The organism is Candidatus Omnitrophota bacterium (assembly GCA_041648975.1).
GTDB lineage: Bacteria > Omnitrophota > Gorgyraeia > 2-01-FULL-45-10 > 2-01-FULL-45-10 > JAQUSE01.
This window is the reverse complement of sequence record JBAZNZ010000017.1, coordinates 1-18,151: the sequence shown is the minus strand read 5'-3', so window position 1 is coordinate 18,151 and position 18,151 is coordinate 1. Positions and strand designations below refer to the sequence as shown.

The window sequence follows — 18,151 nt, the reverse complement described above, 5'->3', positions numbered from 1 at the left end:
ATACCCTTATTATAGTATAAATATTCATACTTTCGTAAAGGGGGGAAAGTGGGTTTAGTTCAATAAACCCATTTTTTTTTGTTAGATTAGCCCACAACTTATGGAAGGCCGAAGGCCGACATAAGTTGCTGCATGTCTTTGTGTTGGGGCTAATTTAATCCCGAAAGATACCTTTTAGAGGCATATAATTTTTGATAATGGCCATCTTTCGGGACAAAAATCCAGGATTAAAATATGGACATGACAGAACGCGTCAAGTTATTGATAGACAGCTATTTACAGGAAAAAGGCATAGAGCTGGTGGAGATCACTTATAAGCGCGAGCAGGGAGGTTTGACCCTTAGACTTCTGGTCGACACGCCCGAAGGTATCAGCATAAAGGAATGTGAAGATCTTAGCGGCTATTTAAGCGGTTTATTGGATAAAGAGGAGATGATCAAGGACCGTTATATACTGGAGGTCTCTTCCCCAGGGCTTGACAGGCCGATAATAACCGACAGGGATTTTGAGCGATCCATGGGTAAAGAGCTTGATATATCCACTTTCGAGCTTATCGACCTCAGGAAGACGCATGAAGGGAAACTCGTCGGAATGGATAAAGAGAATGTGGTCATAGAGTCGAACGGGATGAGCACCGTTATACCTAAGAACAAGATAGCCAGGGCACGGTTGAGATTAGAGTTTTAAATGACTGACGGCAACTTTGTGTAATGTTTTATGTGTAATGTGTAAAGCAGGTGTACTGGATTATCGTGTAATGCAAAACAAATACTAATTAGAGCGAATTTTCCATTACACATATTTCCATTACACTGACATTACACATTCAACTTTACACATTTCACAAAAGTGTTTACGAGGTGAAAGATGAATGAAGAATTGTTAACAGTCCTGGAACATATGGAACGCGAAAAAGGGATAGATAAGGAGTTTCTGTTCAAGGCTATTGAATCTGCCCTTGCCAGCGCTGCCCGGAAGATTCTCGGGAATAAAGAGGCCGAAATAACGGCTACTATCGACAGGGCTACCGGCGAGATAAAGATATTGAGCGAAGGAAAAGATATAAAGTCGGCTGAATTCGGCAGGATAGCCGCACAGACGGCAAAACAGGTCATCGTCCAGAAGATACGAGAGGCCGAACGCGACATAGTGTTTGAAGACTATCAAAAACGAGTCGGGACGATAACGAGCGGGCTTGTCCATAGATTCGAAAAAGGCGACTTGATAATAGACCTTGGGAAGACGGAGGCTGTATTGCCGAGGTCGCAGCAATGCCCCAAAGAACGCTATAAACAGGGCGACAGGATTCGCGCGTATATACTTGAGGTCAACAAGACGTCGCATGGGCCCCAGATAATGCTTTCTCGATCGGACGCGATGTTCGTCAAAAAACTTTTCGAGATAGAGGTGCCCGAGATAGCGGAGGGGATAGTTGAGGTGAGGTCCATATCGCGCGATGCCGGGGAGAGGACGAAGCTTGCCGTGTGGTCTAAAGACGAAAAGGTGGACGCGGTCGGCGCGTGTGTCGGCATGAGAGGATCCAGGGTAAAGGACATAGTAAGGGAGCTGCAGGGCGAGCGCGTCGATATAGTCAGGTGGAGCGACGACATCAAAGAATATGTGAAGGCGGCATTGAGCCCTACCGAGATACAGGAGATAAGAGTCGATAAAGCCAATAAGAAGATCGAAGTGATCGTCCCTAACGACCAGCTTTCGATAGGAATCGGCAAACACGGCCAGAATATCAGGCTGGCGTCCAGGCTTATCGGATGGGAGATGGATATAAGGGGCAAAGAGGAAAAGGCAAAGCCCGCCAAAGAGGGAGAGGTTCTTAAGGAGGCCGTTATAGAAGGGCCATCCGAACAGGATGCAGAGCCCGCAGTTGCGGAAAGCCTTACGAATATTTCCGAGCTCGACGGCGTCGGCGCGAAGACCGAGAAGATATTGATAGAGGCCGGATATGATACAGTGGAAAAGATCAGGAGTCTGGCCGTAGAAGACCTGAAGAGACTCGAAGGTATAGGGCCCAAGACGGCTGAGAAGATAATCAATTCAGCCAAAGGGATGAAATGATAAAAAAACCCAAAGATTCCAAGGATAAGGCAAAGGCAGCTTCGGCAAAGAAGGTCTCAAAGCCGGTAAAAGCGTTGTCGCCAAGACCCGCTCATACAACAAAGCAGAAACCGAAAAAAGAGTCGGTCAAAGTCGTTGCTGTAAAGAAGAAAGTTGCCGTTATCAAAGAGAAGAAGGTTGTCGAAGCGCCGAAAATTGAACCGAAGCCGGCAGTAAAGACTCAAGTTCCGGCGGCAAAGCCGCCGGTTGCGGTACCGAAAAGCGCAGCCCCAGCGGTGAGGCCGCAGGCCGTGAAAGTAGAACCGTGCCAGGCTCCGAAGCTTCCTGAAAAGCCGCAAGGTCCGGCCGCAAAGCCCGCAGTTCCTGTTGCGGCAGCCGTTGCGGAAAAGCCGGTTGTCCCGGAACCGCAAATCGTTAAAGAGGAAGAAAAAGCGAGAGTGTTGGAATTCGAGATCCCCATCTCCGTAAAAGATCTCTCGTCCAAGATAGGAGTGAAGGCTAATGAGCTGATCGGAAAGATGATGACGAAGAATATCTTTGCCACGATCAACCAGAACCTCGGTGAAGACATAGTGATCGGGATCTTGAAGGACTACGGGATAGATTTCAAAAGGCCGCCGAAAATAGAGGACCAGATCAAAAAAGAACACAGGGAGCTTGAGGAGAAACAGGATATCAAGCATATCGCGGGCCGTCCTCCCGTGGTCACATTCATGGGCCATGTTGACCATGGCAAGACGAGTCTTCTCGATTTTATAAGAAAGACAAAGGTTGCGGATAAGGAGAAAGGCGGCATAACCCAGCATATCGGAGCTTATGAAGTAAAGTTCAAGAATAGTTCGGTTACTTTCCTCGATACGCCCGGCCATGAGGCGTTCACGGCAATGAGGGCGCGCGGCGCGAACGCGACGGACATAGTCGTTCTGGTCGTTGCGGCCGACGACGGCGTAATGCCTCAGACAAAAGAGGCTCTGGATCACGCGAGGGTCGCAGGCGTTCCGATCGTCGTTGCACTTAATAAGTGCGACCTTCCCAGCGCTAATATCGATAAGGTCAAGGGCCAGCTTTCCCAGGTCGGGCTGATGGCGGAAGACTGGGGCGGGAAGACGATAACTGTACCCGTATCGGCCAAGACCGGAGAAGGCGTAGAGAACCTGCTCGAGATGCTCCTCCTGGAGGCAGAGTTGCTGGAGCTGAAGGCAAACCCGCACCTTAGAGCGCGCGGCGTTGTCATAGAAGGAAAGCTTTCAAGCGGGCAAGGGCCTGTAGCTACGATACTTGTTAAGAACGGAACTTTGCGTGTCGGAGATATGGTGCTTACCGGCATGCATTACGGCAGGATCAAGGCTATGATGGACCATCTGGGCAACCGCATCGAATCGGCGCCCCCATCGAAGCCTGTCAGCATACTCGGATTGTCGGGCGTCCCGATGTCAGGGGATGAATTCTTTGCCGTAAAAGACGAGAAGAAGGCGAGAACCCTGTCACTATTGAAACAGGATGAGGCGCGCGCCCGTAAGCTGAAGACGGCCAAGAGGGTGACTCTGGAAGATTTCTATTCGCAGATGAAAGAAGGCACAGCAAAAGAGCTCGCTATTCTTTTAAAAGGTGACGTCCAGGGATCCGTGGAGGCATTGAAGAAATCGTTGCTGGAATTGAATACGAAAGATGTGAAGATAGATATTATCCACGCCGATGTCGGCAATATCAACGAATCGGATGTAATGCTCTCGGTCGTATCGAATGCCGTTGTCATAGGGTTCAATGTAAAAGTGGAAGAAGGCGCGCAGGAACTGGCCGCGAAAGAGGGCATAGAGATAAAAGCATACGGGATAATATATGAAGCGATACAGGATGTTGTCGCCGCCATGGAAGGTTTGCTCGAGCCGTATTCGAAAGAAGTCTTCGTCGGCAGGGCTTCCGTGAAGCAGGTCTTCAGGGTCACGAAGGCCGGGACGATAGCCGGATGCACGGTGGTCAAGGGCAAGATGGTTCGCGCAGGGGTGGTGAAACTGATCAGGGACAAACAGGTCGTGTACGAAGGCAAGATATCGGGGCTCAAGCGGTTCAAGGACGATGTGCGCGAGGTCGCTGAGGGCGTCGAATGCGGTATAGGCCTCGACAGGCATGATGATATAAAGGTCGGCGATCTGATAGAGATATACCAGATAGAGAAGGTCGCGCGGAGACTGGATTCGAAAAAGCCATAAGTCGTAAGTGGTAAAAATTATATGAAATGGAATTTTAGAGTTTTAAAATTACTTACAGCTTACGGCTTATAGCTTACTACTAAAGTACGGGTTTGCGATGAGAAAAAGAATTTTAAGCGGAATGAGGCCGACGGGAAAATTACATCTCGGCCACCTCGTAGGCGCATTGGGCAACTGGGTGAAGCTGCAGGACGAGTATCTCTGTTTTTACATGATAGCCGACTGGCACGCGCTCATGAGCGAATACGAAGACCCCGGAGGGATGAGCGAGAATTCCTATGAGATGGTCAGGGACTTTGTGGCAGCGGGCCTCGACCCTGATAAGGCGGTCATCTTTGTTCAGTCGCACGTGCCGGAACATCTCGAGCTTGCTATGGTTTTTTCCGATATCACGCCGTTAGCGTGGGTCGAGAGATGCCCGACATACAAAGAGCAGCTGCGCGAAATAAAAGGCAGGGAGCTGACAACATACGGGTTTTTGGGCTATCCGGTCCTTCAGGCCGCGGACATAGCGGTTTATAGGGCCAATTCCGTACCGGTGGGCGTAGATCAGGTGCCGCATCTCGAATTGACGAGAGAGATAATACGCAGGTTTAACGGATTATATAAGAAAGAGCTTTTTCCGGAGCCGGCGCCGTTACTCACCAAGACGGCAAAATTACTGGGCCTGGACAATAGGAAGATGTCGAAGAGTTATGGTAATTTTATTTCGCTTTCAGACGCTCCCGAGATGATAGAGAAGAAAGTGGCGCAGATGATAACCGATCCGCAAAGGATCAAACTGAATGATAAGGGCCATCCCGATATATGCAATGTATTCAGTTACTTTTCTACGTTCGCAGACGGCGATACGAAGAAAGATGCGCGGGAATGGTGCGAAGGCGCGAGCATAGGATGTACCGAATGTAAGAGGAGGCTTGCGAAGATCCTTATAGATAATCTTGAGCCGATAAGGGTCAGGAGAGCGAAAATCTCGGACGCGGACGTGAAAGATATCCTTGTCCGGGGCGCGGGTAAAGCGAAGGCCGCCGCTGCTGAGACGATGAGCGAAGTGAAAAGACTTATCAACTTTGTGTAATGTTATATGTGTAATGTGTAATGCGAGTGTAATGGATTACTGTGTAATGGAAGAGAATTTACCATTACACATAACTGCATTACACCAACATTACACATTAAACTTTACACATTACACAAAAGTGAACGCATATATCAAATCATGACATATAAAGTCAAATTAGAGGTCTTCGAAGGGCCGCTCGACCTTCTTCTTTATCTCATCCAGAAAGAAGAAGTCGACATATATGATATACCGATAGCAAAGATAACGGACCAGTATCTTGAGTATCTTGAGCTGATGCAGCTTCTGGACCTTAACATAGCCGGAGAATTCCTTGTGATGGCGGCGACCTTGATGCACATAAAGTCAAAGCTATTGCTGCCGCCGGATGAGACCGAAGAGGAGGCGCAGGAAGAGGATCCGCGCGCCGAACTTGTCCGGAGGTTGATTGAATACAAAAAGTTCAAAGAGGCGGCTTCCGAGCTTCTGCAGATGGAGTCGCACCATAAACATTTTTTTGCCAGGGTGGGCTCCAGCGGCGCCAACCTGGACGATTATGTACCCGCTGAAGACGATTTTTTTGAAGCAAGCCTTTTCGATCTCATAACGGCTTTTACCAAGGTCCTGAAGGATATACCGAAAGACGCTTTTTATAAGGTAATTAAAGACGAGTTTACCGTATCCGATAAGATCCACGACATACTGCACATGCTCGTCGATAAGAAGACGATATTATTCACGGAACTATTTAAGGCGGCCAAGAACAAGGCCGAGATCATAACGATATTTCTCGCGCTCCTGGAACTTATCAAGATAAAAGAGGTTGTGGTGGGGCAGGCGGCGCATTTCGGAGAAATAGAGATCAAAAGGAACGTGGAGGCTATCAACCCTGCGCCTCCTGTTGCGGAAACGAAAGCAGAGGGAGGGGCAGAGCAGAAAGAGCCCGGTAATGACAATGGATAGAGAAGAGAGGAAGAGGATAATTGAAGCGCTCCTTTTTGTGAGCGATAAGCCCGTATCGATAGATACGCTGAAGGATGTTTTAAAGGATGTAGAGCCCACGGAAGTCAGGGCCATCATAGAAGACATAAATAAGGAATATTCCGCTTCCGGCAGGAGCTTCAGCGTAAAGGAGATAGCGGGCGGGTTCCAGATGTTGACGGACCCTATATACAGCCGGTGGATATCGGCGCTTTATAAAAGGCCGCCTGACAAGCTGACAGGCCCGTCATTGGAGACTCTGGCTATAATAGCTTATAAACAGCCTTTGACGAGGAGCGATATAGAGGCGATAAGAGGGGTCAGCGTGGATGGCGTCCTGAGCACTCTTGAAGAGAGGCAGCTTATAAAGACGAAAGGCAGGCTCGATGCGCCTGGCAGGCCGATACTTTACGGGACTACAGCCGAATTCCTGCAGCATTTTGGGCTGAAATCGCTCGAGGAGCTTCCTAAATTGAAAGAGTTTAAGGAGAGTGATCTCGATTTCGTTAAGGAGAAAGAAAAGGCCGATATAGTGAACGCTGAAACGGGAAAGCTTGTTTCGCAAGAGAGCGCCGAGCCGCAAGAGACGGCAGGGCAAGATCATGCTCATGCGCAGGCTTAAGACGAGCGGGGAGGGTAAAGTAAATGGACCCAGCCCCTTCTAAAATTTTATTGCATATAATGGTAAGAATTTCTATGTCAAAATGGCTATATTAAATAGGATTAAATGAACATCGATACCAAAAAGGAGGGGCTGGGTGGACCTGAAGCTCTTACGTAAAAGGATCGACGCGATAGACGCCGGGATACTGAAGCTTTTGAACAAAAGGGCGGAAGTCATACTGCACATAGGCAGGATAAAAGGTAAGTCAAAGGAGTCGATCTATGCGCCGGACAGAGAGAAGAGCGTCTATAGTAATCTGCTATCGCAAAACAAAGGGCCGATATCCAACGATTCGTTAAAAGCGATATTCAGGGAAGTGATGTCGAGCGCGCTGCAGCTGGAGAGGCCCATCAGGATAGCGTATTTAGGGCCGGAGTTCACTTTCACGCATCTGGCAAGCATGAAAAAATTCGGGTCGAGTGTGAACTATGAAAGCTGTTCCACCATAACAGACGTCTTCAGCGAGGTTGAAAAGGGGAGGACAGATTATGGGGTCGTCCCGATAGAGAACTCCATAGAGGGCGCGGTGAACCACACACTCGATATGTTCGCCGATTCCGAGCTAAGGATATGTTCGGAGATATATCTGGAGATATCGCACAGCCTGTTATCGAATGCGGCGAACAAGAAAGATATAAAGAAGATATATTCCAAGGCGGAGGTTTTCGGGCAGTGCAGGATATGGCTTGAATCGAATATGCCTAAGGCAGAACTTATCGAGGTCTCCAGCACGGCGAAGGCTGCTTCTATCGCCGCGAAGGAACGCGGCTCTGCCTGCATAGCGAGTGAGCTTGCCGCAAGGAAGTATAAGCTTAAGGTCCTTTACAGAGGCATAGAAGACGCCGCGCATAATGTGACGCGTTTTCTCGTTATAGGCAGGACCGACGCAAAGCCGACGAAAGACGATAAGACGTCTGTGATGTTCTCGGTTAAGGACAGGGCAGGCGCACTGCATGACATGCTTGTGCCGTTCAAAAAATATAAGATAAATATGACGAAGATAGAGTCGAGGCCGTCGAGGGTCAGGGCGTGGGAGTATTACTTCTTCGTCGACCTGGAAGGCCATTACTTAGATATGAAAGTAAAGAAAGCGATAGAGGGTCTTAAGAGGCATTCGTCGTACTTGAAGGTCCTCGGTTCGTATCCGAACGGGGATAGCGTGTAATATGTGTAATGTGCAAAGTGCGATGTGTAATGCTGGTGTAATGCGGTTATGTGTAATGGAAAATTCGCTCAAGTAATTATTTGCATCACAATTAGCCATTAAATCCACATTACACGTTACACATTAAACATTACACAAAAGGGTTATACAATGAAGAATATCGTCCGCCAAAATATACTAAATGTCCGCAACTATGTCCCGGGAAAGCCCATAGAGGAGGTCCAGCGGGAGGAGGGGTTGAAAGAGGTCATAAAACTCGCTTCGAACGAGAACTGCCTCGGCTCGTCCCCTAAAGCAGTTGCCGCGGTCAGAAAAAGCATCAAGGATATAAACAGGTATCCGGACGCGTCGGCTTTTTACCTGAAGAAGAAACTGGCGAAATTCCTGGGCGTTAATGAGGATGGCATAATATTAGGGAACGGTTCCGATGAGGTAATAGGGATGGCCGTAAGGACGTTCGTTGATTCAGGGGATGAGGTTGTAATAGCTAAGCCCACATTCCTGATATATGAGATAGTCTCGCAGCTGCACAGCGCGAAGATAAGGTTCGTGCCGCTGGCAAGAGATCTCAAGCACGACCTGAAAGCCATGAAAGAGGCCATAACGGAGAAGACGAAGATGGTCTTCATCGCCAATCCCGATAATCCTACAGGCACCTATGTGACGAAGTCCGAGCTGGAAAATTTCCTGGAGGGGATCCCTTCCAGGACGATCGTTTTCCTGGATGAAGCGTATTTTGAATTTGCCGATTATGAAAAGAAGGATTACCCCAACGGGCTTGATTATCTCGATATGCCGAATCTGATCGTGAGCAGGTCTTTCTCAAAAGTATATGGTCTTGCGGGTCTGAGGATCGGTTACGGCATATCCTGTCCGGAAGTGATCAGTTATGTGGAGAGGACGAGAGAGCCTTTTAACGTTAATCTCCTGGCGCAGGCGGCGGCGATAGCCGCGCTCGACGACAAGGCGTTCCTGAAGAGAACGCTTGCACATGTTGGCCGGGAAAAGAAATTCCTCTATTCGGAATTCCGCAAGATGAAGCTTTCCTATGTGGCCAGCGCGACGAACTTTGTGATCATCGACGCAAAGGCGGACTGCAAAAAGGTATTCGCAAGCCTCCTGAAGGAAGGCGTGATAGTGCGCGACATGAAGGCATGGGGTTTTGATACGTTGATACGCGTTACGATCGGTACGCGCAAAGAGAACGAGAAGTTCATAAGAGCGCTGAAGAAAGTTTTAAGTCGTAAGTTGTAAGTAGTAAGTAAATTTTACAACTAGCTTAAAACTTATAACTTACGACTTACTATTACAAGGAGTTGCCGCATGATAATTGTATTACGGCCCAACGCGACTAAAAGTGACCTGGACCACCTTGTAAGCAGGATAAAGAAGCTTGGCCTGAAACCGTGGATCTCGAAAGGCGTCGAGCGGACTATCGTCGGCGTGATCGGAGAGGAAGAGCTTATAAGGACCCAGCCTTTAGAGGTGTTTCCCGGCGTAGAAAAGGTGATGCCGATACTGAAGCCTTATAAGCTGGCCTCAAGGGATTTTAAGAAAGAGGACAGTGTAGTAAATATCGGCGACGGCGTCAAGATAGGATCGAAGAAGATCGCGGTCATGGCCGGCCCATGTTCCGTAGAGAACAAAAAGCTTTTAATAGAGATCGCGAAGCAGGTAAAGAAGGCCGGTGCGACGGTACTGAGGGGCGGCGCTTTCAAGCCGAGGACGTCTCCGTACGCGTTCCAGGGTATGGGCCTGAAAGGCCTAAAGCTCCTGGCTGAGGCAAAGAAGGAGACAGGCTTAAAGATCATTACGGAACTTATGGACGTGCGGGATATCGATATAATGTTAAAGTATGCCGATATCATCCAGATCGGGGCCAGGAATATGCAGAATTTTAATCTCCTTAAGGAGGTCGGCAAGACCAGAAAACCAGTGCTTTTGAAACGCGGCATGTCGAATACAATAAAAGAGTTCCTCATGTCGGCGGAATATATCCTTTCGGAGGGAAATTTTAATGTGGTATTGTGCGAAAGGGGCATAAGGACGTTTGAGGACGCGACCCGTTTTACGCTGGATATAGCGGCTGTTGCGGTGGTGAAGAACTTAAGTCATCTTCCTATAATCGTTGACCCTTCACACGCTACAGGGCGATGGGGGCTTGTCGGGAGCTGCGCGAAAGCGGGTATTGCGGCCGGAGCGGACGGCCTGATCATCGAGGTCCATCCTAATCCCGAGGAGGCTTTCTCCGACGGCGAGCAATCCCTGTATCCGTCTAATTTCGCGAAACTGATGACTGAATTGAGAAGAGTGGCAGAGGCGGTAGGACGGGAAATATGAGGATGTTCAACAAGGTCACGATAATCGGCGTAGGTCTCATCGGCGGTTCTATCGGCCTTGCGGTAAAAAAGAGCGGCCTGGCCGAGGAAGTGACAGGCGTCTTCAGGCGTAGTTCCACGATGAAGAAGGCGCTGAAGCGCAAGTCTGTAGATAAGGGCACAATGAGCGTCAGGGATGGAATGCACGACGCGGACCTTATCATACTCGCGACGCCGGTCTCATCCATACCGCTCTTAGCGCGCGACGCGGTCGATTTTGCCAAAGAAGGCGCTATCATAACCGATGTAGGCAGCACGAAGAGATGGATCACCGCCCAGATCGATAAGATGACAAGCCGTTCAGGGATATTTTTCGTCGGCTCTCATCCTATGGCCGGTTCAGAGCATACTGGAGTGGAATTCGCAAGAGACGACCTGATGGAAGGCGCGCCGTGCATAGTCGTAAAGACGGTGAAGACGCGCAGAAGCGCGTTAAGGAAAGTGACCAGGTTTTGGAGGGCATTGGGCGCCGAGGTCGAAGTGATGAGCCCCTCAAGGCATGATAAGAGCGTCTCTCTCATAAGCCATCTTCCGCATATTATAGCCTTCAGCCTGGCAGGGGCAGTTCCGGCTAAGGAGATCGCTTACGCTGCGGAGGGATTTAAGGATACGACCAGGGTGGCGTCGAGCGACCCTGAACTCTGGGCCGACATATTTATGACGAACAAGGCGGAGGTTGTTAAGGCCGGGAAATTATTCATTAACTATTTCAATACGATAAAAAAGGCCTTGTCTGACGGAGATTACGGGAAGCTGGTCCGCATATTGCGGCGTTCGAAAGCGAAGCGGGATAAATTCGTTATATATGGAAAGAAGCGGTAAAAGCCTGATAATAGCTATAGACGGGCCGGCAGGCAGCGGCAAGAGCACAGTATCGAAAAGATTGGCCGAGAAGCTGGAGCTTCTATATATAGATACCGGCGCCATGTACAGGGCGCTGACGTTAAAAGCGATAAATGGCGGCATGGATCTGGATGACGGTGATTCTTTGACAGCTATGGCGCGCTTTACGGCGATAGACCTGAAAGACGAAAACGGATCGAAGAAGGTCTTTCTCGACGGTAAGGATGTGAGCCTGGCCATAAGGACACCCGAACTTACGAGTAAGGTAAGGTTCATAGCGCGCGTCCCGGGCGTCAGGCATGAGATGGTAAAACTGCAGCGCTCCATAGGCGAGAGGCAGGGCGCTGTGCTTGAAGGCCGGGATATAGGCACCGTAGTATTCCCTGACGCGGATTACAAATTCTATCTTGACGCGGATCCCGGAGAGAGAGCGAAGCGCAGGTATAAAGAACTTCTGGGCTCCGGCCGGAAAGTCAAGCTGGAAGAGATACTGAAAGACGTAATAGAGCGCGATGAATCTGATATGAAACGCGCCGTGGGGGCTTTAAAGAAAGCGAAGGATTCTGTGGTAGTTGACACGACCAGTCTTTCGATCGATGAAGTCGTCGAAAAGTTATTCTCACATATCTCTGAAAAAAAATGATGTACTTTTTGGGTTGGGCTCTTTTTCTGGTGTTTTTTAAGTTGTATCTGGGCCTCAGGGTCGTAGGACGCGAAAATGTCCCTGAAAAGGGCGCGTTCATCATGGTCTCCAATCACGTGAGCTATTTCGACCCTATATTACTCGGCACCTCCGTATACCGAAGCCTGAACTTTATGGCCAGGGATAACCTTTTTAAGAAACCGTGTTTTGCCTGGACAATGCGAAAAGTCCATGCGTTCCCGGTGAAGAGGCATGGCGGAGATCTGGGCGCCCTCAAGAAGTCTTTTGAGGTACTGGCAAGCGGTAAGCCGCTCGTGATCTTCCCGGAAGGGACCAGGGCAAAGGATAGGGAATTGAAGGACGCCAAACCGGGCGTCGGTTTCATCATAACGAAAGCGAATGTGCCTGTAGTGCCGGCTTATGTAGCCGGTTCGTTCGACGCGCTGCCGAGAGGATTGAATACTCTAAGACGTCACCCTGTGGCCGTATTCATCGGGGAACCGATAATATTTGATAAGAGTTATTACGGAAAAAGGGATAAGGAATCGTACCAGAAGATCAGCGACGAGATAATGCTGAGGATAGCCAATTTAAAAGATAAGTATGAACCCAGTCCTTTCTATGAGTAGCGCTAAATTAGGAAGAAAGGGCTGGGTGAAAATAGTCTTGGCCGAGAAGATAGGGTTCTGTTTTGGAGTTAAAAGGGCGATAGAGATGGCTCAGGCCGCCCTGAAAAAAAGGGGGCCTATATATTCTCTCGGATCGATAATACATAACGCGCAGGTAGTAGACGATCTGTCAAGTAAAGGGTTAAAGGTCGTAAAAGATATACGCGGTATTAAGGAAGGGACGATCGTGATATCGTCCCACGGGATAAGCCCTAAGATAGCCGCACGCATATCGAAACAGGGGCTGAGGCTGATAGATACGACCTGCCCGTTTGTCCTGAACGCCCAGAGGATAGCCAAGCGCCTGAGCGACGAAGGATACGCGGTGGTGATAGTAGGGGATGTGAACCACCCGGAAGTTAAGGCGCTGGTAGATTTTGTAAAACACGGCGTATCGGTGGTCAAGGGCAAGAAGGAGGCTGCCCGCTTAAGAGTGCGGCACAGCGACAGAGTAAGCATAATATCCCAAACGACGCAATCGACGGACAATTTCCTGGATGTTGTCAAAACGATAATAGAGAAGAGGCCCAAAGAGATCAGGATATTCAACACCATATGCAAGGATGCTGAAGAGAGGCAGGGGGCAGCAAGACGGTTGGCCAGAAGGGTCGATGTGATGTTGACGGTCGGAGGGAAAGATAGCGCTAATACCAAAAGGCTTTTTGAGGTATGTAAGGAAGTGTTAAAGAGGTCGTTTCTTGTGGAGAGTAAGAACGAGTTGCGCGGGAAAAAGTTCATGCCAGGTTATACTATAGGCATAACGAGCGGCGCGTCGACTCCCGAGTGGGTAGTAAGACAGGTAGTAAGCAAAATAAAGTTAAAAGGTAAAAGTAAAAAGGCAAAAGTGTAATGTCCTTCGGACCTAAATATGCAGGGTCGCTTTAGCGACACATAACTTTTACTTTTTGAGTTTTAATTTTTAACTTAAACGTGTAGTCAAATTCAAACACAGAAAGGGGTTGTTTCGTTAATGGTCGAAGAAAACAATAACGATGTAGAACAGCTGGAAAAAGATGAAGAGGGGGTGAGCGCGACTGCGGATTTTGCGAAACTGTACCAGGATAGTATAGCAAATATCAAAGAGGGGCAGATCGTCAAAGGCAAGGTGATAGGCGTTACCGCTAAAGACGTCATCGTTGATATTGGCTATAAATCCGAAGGGGCCATCTCGATATCTGAATTTTCCGATCCGGAATCTATCAAGATCGGAGACGAGATGGACGTGTATCTGGAGTCGAAAGAAGATGAGAACGGCATGGTGGTGCTTTCAAAGCAGAAAGCCGAGCGCGCTGTCGGGTGGGAGATGGTTATCGCCAGGTACGGCGAAGGCGATATGGTGGACGGTAAGGTCTCGAAGAAAGTAAAGGGCGGGTTCATGGTGAACATCGGGGTCGAGGCGTTTCTGCCGGCCAGCCTTGCATCGCTCAAGAATTTCGGGAACCTTAACCAGATCATAGGCCAGGCTTTCCCGTTCAAGATCGTGAAGATAAACAAGGCCAGGAAGAATATAGTCGTTTCCCGCAAGGACGCGTTACAGGCTCAGAAAGATGAGGACAAGAAGAAGATATTCGATAACCTCCAGAAAGGCTCGACTGTCAGCGGCATAGTCCGCAACATAACCGATTTCGGCGCGTTCGTCGATCTTGGGGCCGGGATAATAGGGCTCTTGCATATAACCGACATGAGCTGGGGCAGAGTATCGCACCCAAGCGAGGTCCTTGCGATAGGCGATAATATAGAAGTAGTAGTGCTGGATTTCGACACAGCCAGCGGAAAGGTTTCCCTTGGATTAAAACAGAAAACGCAGAATCCATGGGAGACGGTAGACACAAAGTACGCCTCCGGAAGCAAAATAAAAGGGATCGTGGTTAATCTTGTCCCGTATGGCGCGTTTGTAGAACTGGAAAAGGGGGTTGAGGGGCTTCTTCATATCTCCGAACTTTCCTGGACGAAGAAGTATGCCAGCCCGAATGAGCTTCTCGCTATAGGGGATCGCATCGAGGTCCAGGTCCTGGATGTCGACAAGAATAATAAGAAGATATCCCTGGGCTTGAAGCAGCTTGAATCGAATCCGTGGCTTGAAGTGGAGACGAAATACCCGGTCGGAACCAGGGTTAAAGGGAAGATCAGGAACCTAACCGACTATGGCGCTTTCGTTGAATTGGAAGACGGTATTGACGGCCTTATCCACGTTTCCGATATCTCGTGGACAAAGAGGATAGGGCATCCGAAGGACGTCTTCAAGAAGAGCGAAAAGGTCGAGGCGGTAGTCCTTGCTGTCGACGCCGCGAACAGGAGGATATCTCTCGGCGTTAAGCAGCTGAGTCCCGACCCGTGGGATGACATAGCGGCCAAATATATCCAGGATACGGTAATGTCCGGTAAGGTCACCAAAGTCGCCAATTTCGGGTTGTTCGTAGAGATAGATAGAGACCTGGAAGGATTGGCGCATATTTCCGAGATACCGCTGTCCGAAGGCGAAAAACTGGAAGAGAAGTTCAAGGTCGGTGATGAGTTTAAGGTCAAGGTCTTGAAGGTCGATTCCATCCAGCATAAGATAGCGCTCAGTTTGAAGGGAGTTTAACCGGTAATGCGAAGATCGCCCGAATTGGAGAGGTCTGCGGTTGTCGGCGTTTCCCAGCTTATGGCCGTTGCGGCGAGGACCGCGCCGAAGACGCGCGGCATCGATAATATAGAGATAATAGTTATCGATGACGCGGCTTCTGTGGAGAAGTTGACGAAGAAGATGAAGGAACTCGCTAAGTCGAATTCCAGGCCGAGCATGGAACGCGACGCCAATGCGATAGCCGGTTCTCCGGCTGTCGTGATCATCGGCGTGAAGTCAAATCCGGCAGGATTGAATTGCGGGTTCTGCGGATATACGACCTGCGACGAATTGAAGAAAGGGCCGGGCGTATGCTCGTATAATTCCATAGACCTCGGCATCTCTATCTCATCGGCCGTTTCGGTAGCCGGAAAGCTGCATGTCGATAACAGGGTAATGTATTCCATCGGCAAAGCGGCGCTGGCCCTGGAACTTTTATCGAAAGATGTGAAGCAGGCCCTGGGGTTACCGCTTAGCGTTACAGGAAAGAATCCATTCTTCGACCGTAAGTAGGTTTTGACCATATGGAAAAGAATATAGATAAACAGTTGGAACTCATTAAGCGCGGGACTGTCGATATAATTCAGCTCGAAGAGCTGAAGAAGAAGCTCGAGCGCGCCATAAAGACGAATAAATCTCTTGTTATAAAGGCGGGTTTTGACCCCACCGCCCCGGATATCCATCTGGGGCATACCGTTCTCTTGAGGAAGATGCGCCATTTCCAGGACCTCGGCCATAAAGTCGTATTCCTTATAGGCGACCATACCGCGCTTATAGGCGACCCCTCCGGTGTTTCCAAGACCAGGCCGCAATTGACAAAAAAAGAGGTCGAGGAGAACGCGAAGACATACGAACGCCAGATATCCAAGATCCTCGACGTCAAAAAGATAGAGATCCGTTTTAACAGTGAATGGTTAGGAAAGATGGATATCGTGAAGATAGGCGAGCTCATGGCGCGTTATTCCGTCCAGAGGATGCTCGAGCGCGACGATTTTTCGAACCGGTATAAACAGCAGAAGAATATCACTATGCTCGAATTCCTGTACCCGCTGCTTCAGGGGTATGATTCCGTGGCTCTGAAGGCTGATGTTGAGCTTGGCGGCAGCGACCAGAGGTTCAATCTTCTTGTGGGCCGTGATGTCCAGGGATCATACGGCCTGGAGGCGCAGGTAGTCCTGACGATGCCGCTTCTCGAGGGCCTGGACGGCGTCAATAAGATGTCGAAATCGCTCGGTAACTACGTGGGTATCAACGAGAGCGCCAAGGATATGTTCGGCAAGCTCATGTCCGTTTCCGATGAGCTCATGTATAAGTATTATGAATTATTGACCGACGAGGACGTCGCTAAAGTGAAGGCGGATGTTACGGCGGGCTCACTCCACCCTAAGGCCGCGAAAGTCAATCTGGCGAAGATAATAGTATCCCAATACCACGGTGAAGAAGAGGCCCTGAAACAGGCTGAGGAATTTGACAGAGCGTTCAAAGATAAGGGCTTTCCGCAGGATGCTCAAGAAAAGATTATATCTCATGAAGAATTTTTAAATTTTTATAAAAATATAACAGATAAAAAAGATTTCGAAGTAAATGAGATAGAAGTTCCGCTTGTCTGGGCTTTATGTGCCTCCGGCCTTGCGAAAAGTAATGGCGATGCAAAGAGGAAAATATTGGAAGGCGCTGTTGAGGTAGATGGCATCAGGCAAGATAATTTTGATGGTAGTCTCAAGTGTGGCAAAACATATAAGGTAAGATTAGGAAAAAACTTTAGAAAAATAACGTTAAATTAAAGAATGTCCATAAATATCTTTGAAAAAATAAAAGTAACTTTTTTATTAAAAAAACGCTTGACATAAATTCGAAATATGCTATATTGATACCACGCCATTAAGCGTTAACATATGGCAAAAAGGGGAGAAGGTATTGATCACTTCGCCTTGACAATTTTGGAATAGAATAGGTATCAGAGGATGCAACTTCAATAGCGTCGTCACGACGCTATTTTTGTTTAATCCTTCGATGTAACTCAGGATTAAATCCTGAGCCTGTCGAAGGATTTAAAGATCCGTCCCCTGGGCGGATTTTTTGTTTCTGCTCTTTCGTAAACGAGTTTTGAACCGACCAAGCCCCTACAATAATATATTGTGGGAATAAGCCAAGATCGAATTTATCCATATTTACAATTGGAGAGTTTGATCCTGGCTCAGAGTGAACGCTGGCGGCGTGGATTAGGCATGCAAGTCGAACGATCCCGCAAGGGATAGTGGCAAAAGGGTGCGTAACGCGTGAGCAATCTACCTTCGAATGGGGAACAACCTTGGGAAACCGAGGCTAAAACCGCATAAGACCACGGCTCGGCATCGAGCTGTGATAAAAAGTAGGGACCGCAAGGCCTACTGTTTGGAGATGAGCTCGCGTCCTATCAGCTTGTTGGTGAGGTAACGGCTCACCAAGGCTTTTGACGGGTAGCTGGTCTGAGAGGATGGTCAGCCACATTGGGACTGAGACACTGCCCAGACTCCTACGGGAGGCTGCAGTCGAGGATCTTTTGCAATGCCCGAAAGGGTGACAATGCGACGCCGCGTGTGCGATGAAGGCCTTCGGGTCGTAAAGCACTGTTAGCCGGGAGGAATCTCGGGGGCTCTAACAAAGCCGCCGGGTGACAGTACCGGCAGAGGAAGCCACGGCTAACTCCGTGCCAGCAGCCGCGGTAATACGGAGGTGGCAAGCGTTACTCGGATTGATTGGGTGTAAAGGGTGTGTAGGTGGTGAGTTAAGTCGAATGTGAAATCCCTTGGCTTAACCAAGGAATTGCATTCGATACTGATTTGCTTGAGCGACAGAGAGGAAAGCGGAATTCCCGGTGT

16 protein-coding genes and 1 rRNA gene are annotated in these 18,151 nt (G+C 48.9%); all 17 read left to right on the top strand.

Going from position 1 to position 18,151, the window contains the following annotated elements; translation table 11 throughout:
• Positions 1-240: 240 nt before the first annotated feature.
• The gene (gene rimP, locus WC592_06200; protein MFA4982040.1) at positions 241-687 is read left to right on the top strand and encodes a ribosome maturation factor RimP; all 447 of its coding nucleotides are present in this window, start codon (positions 241-243) and stop codon (positions 685-687) included.
• Between the two features lie 180 nt (positions 688-867).
• The gene (gene nusA / locus WC592_06195) at positions 868-2,073 is read left to right on the top strand and encodes a transcription termination factor NusA (GenBank protein MFA4982039.1); all 1,206 of its coding nucleotides are present in this window, start codon (positions 868-870) and stop codon (positions 2,071-2,073) included.
• On the top strand, positions 2,070-4,283 hold the full coding sequence (gene infB, locus WC592_06190) for a translation initiation factor IF-2 (GenBank protein ID MFA4982038.1): 2,214 nt from the start codon (positions 2,070-2,072) through the stop codon (positions 4,281-4,283). The genes nusA and infB overlap by 4 nt, the downstream gene beginning before the upstream one ends.
• Before the next feature lie 97 nt (positions 4,284-4,380).
• Positions 4,381-5,361 (top strand): tryptophan--tRNA ligase, encoded by a 981-nt coding sequence (gene trpS / locus WC592_06185; protein ID MFA4982037.1) that lies wholly within the window; start codon positions 4,381-4,383, stop codon positions 5,359-5,361.
• Between the two features lie 141 nt (positions 5,362-5,502).
• Positions 5,503-6,306 carry a segregation/condensation protein A gene (locus tag WC592_06180; protein MFA4982036.1) on the top strand — a complete coding sequence of 268 codons (804 nt, stop codon included), beginning with the start codon at positions 5,503-5,505 and terminating at the stop codon, positions 6,304-6,306.
• Positions 6,293-6,946, top strand: coding sequence for an SMC-Scp complex subunit ScpB (scpB, locus tag WC592_06175; protein ID MFA4982035.1), 654 nt, complete (start codon positions 6,293-6,295; stop codon positions 6,944-6,946). Before WC592_06180 ends, scpB begins: the two co-directional genes overlap by 14 nt.
• A gap of 136 nt (positions 6,947-7,082) precedes the next feature.
• Entirely contained in the window at positions 7,083-8,153 is a 1,071-nt protein-coding gene (gene pheA, locus WC592_06170) for a prephenate dehydratase (protein MFA4982034.1), read from the top strand.
• A gap of 150 nt (positions 8,154-8,303) precedes the next feature.
• Positions 8,304-9,407 carry a histidinol-phosphate transaminase gene (gene hisC / locus WC592_06165; protein ID MFA4982033.1) on the top strand — a complete coding sequence of 368 codons (1,104 nt, stop codon included), beginning with the start codon at positions 8,304-8,306 and terminating at the stop codon, positions 9,405-9,407.
• A gap of 69 nt (positions 9,408-9,476) precedes the next feature.
• Positions 9,477-10,493: a 3-deoxy-7-phosphoheptulonate synthase gene (aroF, locus tag WC592_06160; protein MFA4982032.1), complete on the top strand. Its 1,017-nt coding sequence runs from the start codon at positions 9,477-9,479 to the stop codon at positions 10,491-10,493.
• On the top strand, positions 10,490-11,353 hold the full coding sequence (locus WC592_06155) for a prephenate dehydrogenase (protein MFA4982031.1): 864 nt from the start codon (positions 10,490-10,492) through the stop codon (positions 11,351-11,353). The genes aroF and WC592_06155 overlap by 4 nt, the downstream gene beginning before the upstream one ends.
• On the top strand, positions 11,337-12,017 hold the full coding sequence (gene cmk / locus WC592_06150; protein MFA4982030.1) for a (d)CMP kinase: 681 nt from the start codon (positions 11,337-11,339) through the stop codon (positions 12,015-12,017). Before WC592_06155 ends, cmk begins: the two co-directional genes overlap by 17 nt.
• 29 nt (positions 12,018-12,046) lie before the next feature.
• On the top strand, positions 12,047-12,646 hold the full coding sequence (locus WC592_06145) for a lysophospholipid acyltransferase family protein (GenBank protein MFA4982029.1): 600 nt from the start codon (positions 12,047-12,049) through the stop codon (positions 12,644-12,646).
• A 25-nt stretch (positions 12,647-12,671) separates the two neighbouring features.
• Positions 12,672-13,535: a 4-hydroxy-3-methylbut-2-enyl diphosphate reductase gene (locus WC592_06140; protein ID MFA4982028.1), complete on the top strand. Its 864-nt coding sequence runs from the start codon at positions 12,672-12,674 to the stop codon at positions 13,533-13,535.
• Positions 13,536-13,655: 120 nt separating this feature from the next.
• Positions 13,656-15,269, top strand: coding sequence for a 30S ribosomal protein S1 (locus tag WC592_06135; protein MFA4982027.1), 1,614 nt, complete (start codon positions 13,656-13,658; stop codon positions 15,267-15,269).
• Positions 15,270-15,275: 6 nt separating this feature from the next.
• Positions 15,276-15,803: a DUF2148 domain-containing protein gene (locus tag WC592_06130; GenBank protein ID MFA4982026.1), complete on the top strand. Its 528-nt coding sequence runs from the start codon at positions 15,276-15,278 to the stop codon at positions 15,801-15,803.
• A gap of 11 nt (positions 15,804-15,814) precedes the next feature.
• A complete protein-coding gene (gene tyrS, locus WC592_06125) occupies positions 15,815-17,074 on the top strand; it encodes a tyrosine--tRNA ligase (protein ID MFA4982025.1) in 1,260 nt (419 codons plus the stop codon).
• 390 nt (positions 17,075-17,464) lie between these two features.
• A 16S ribosomal RNA gene (locus tag WC592_06120) occupies positions 17,465-18,151 on the top strand; the annotation flags it as partial.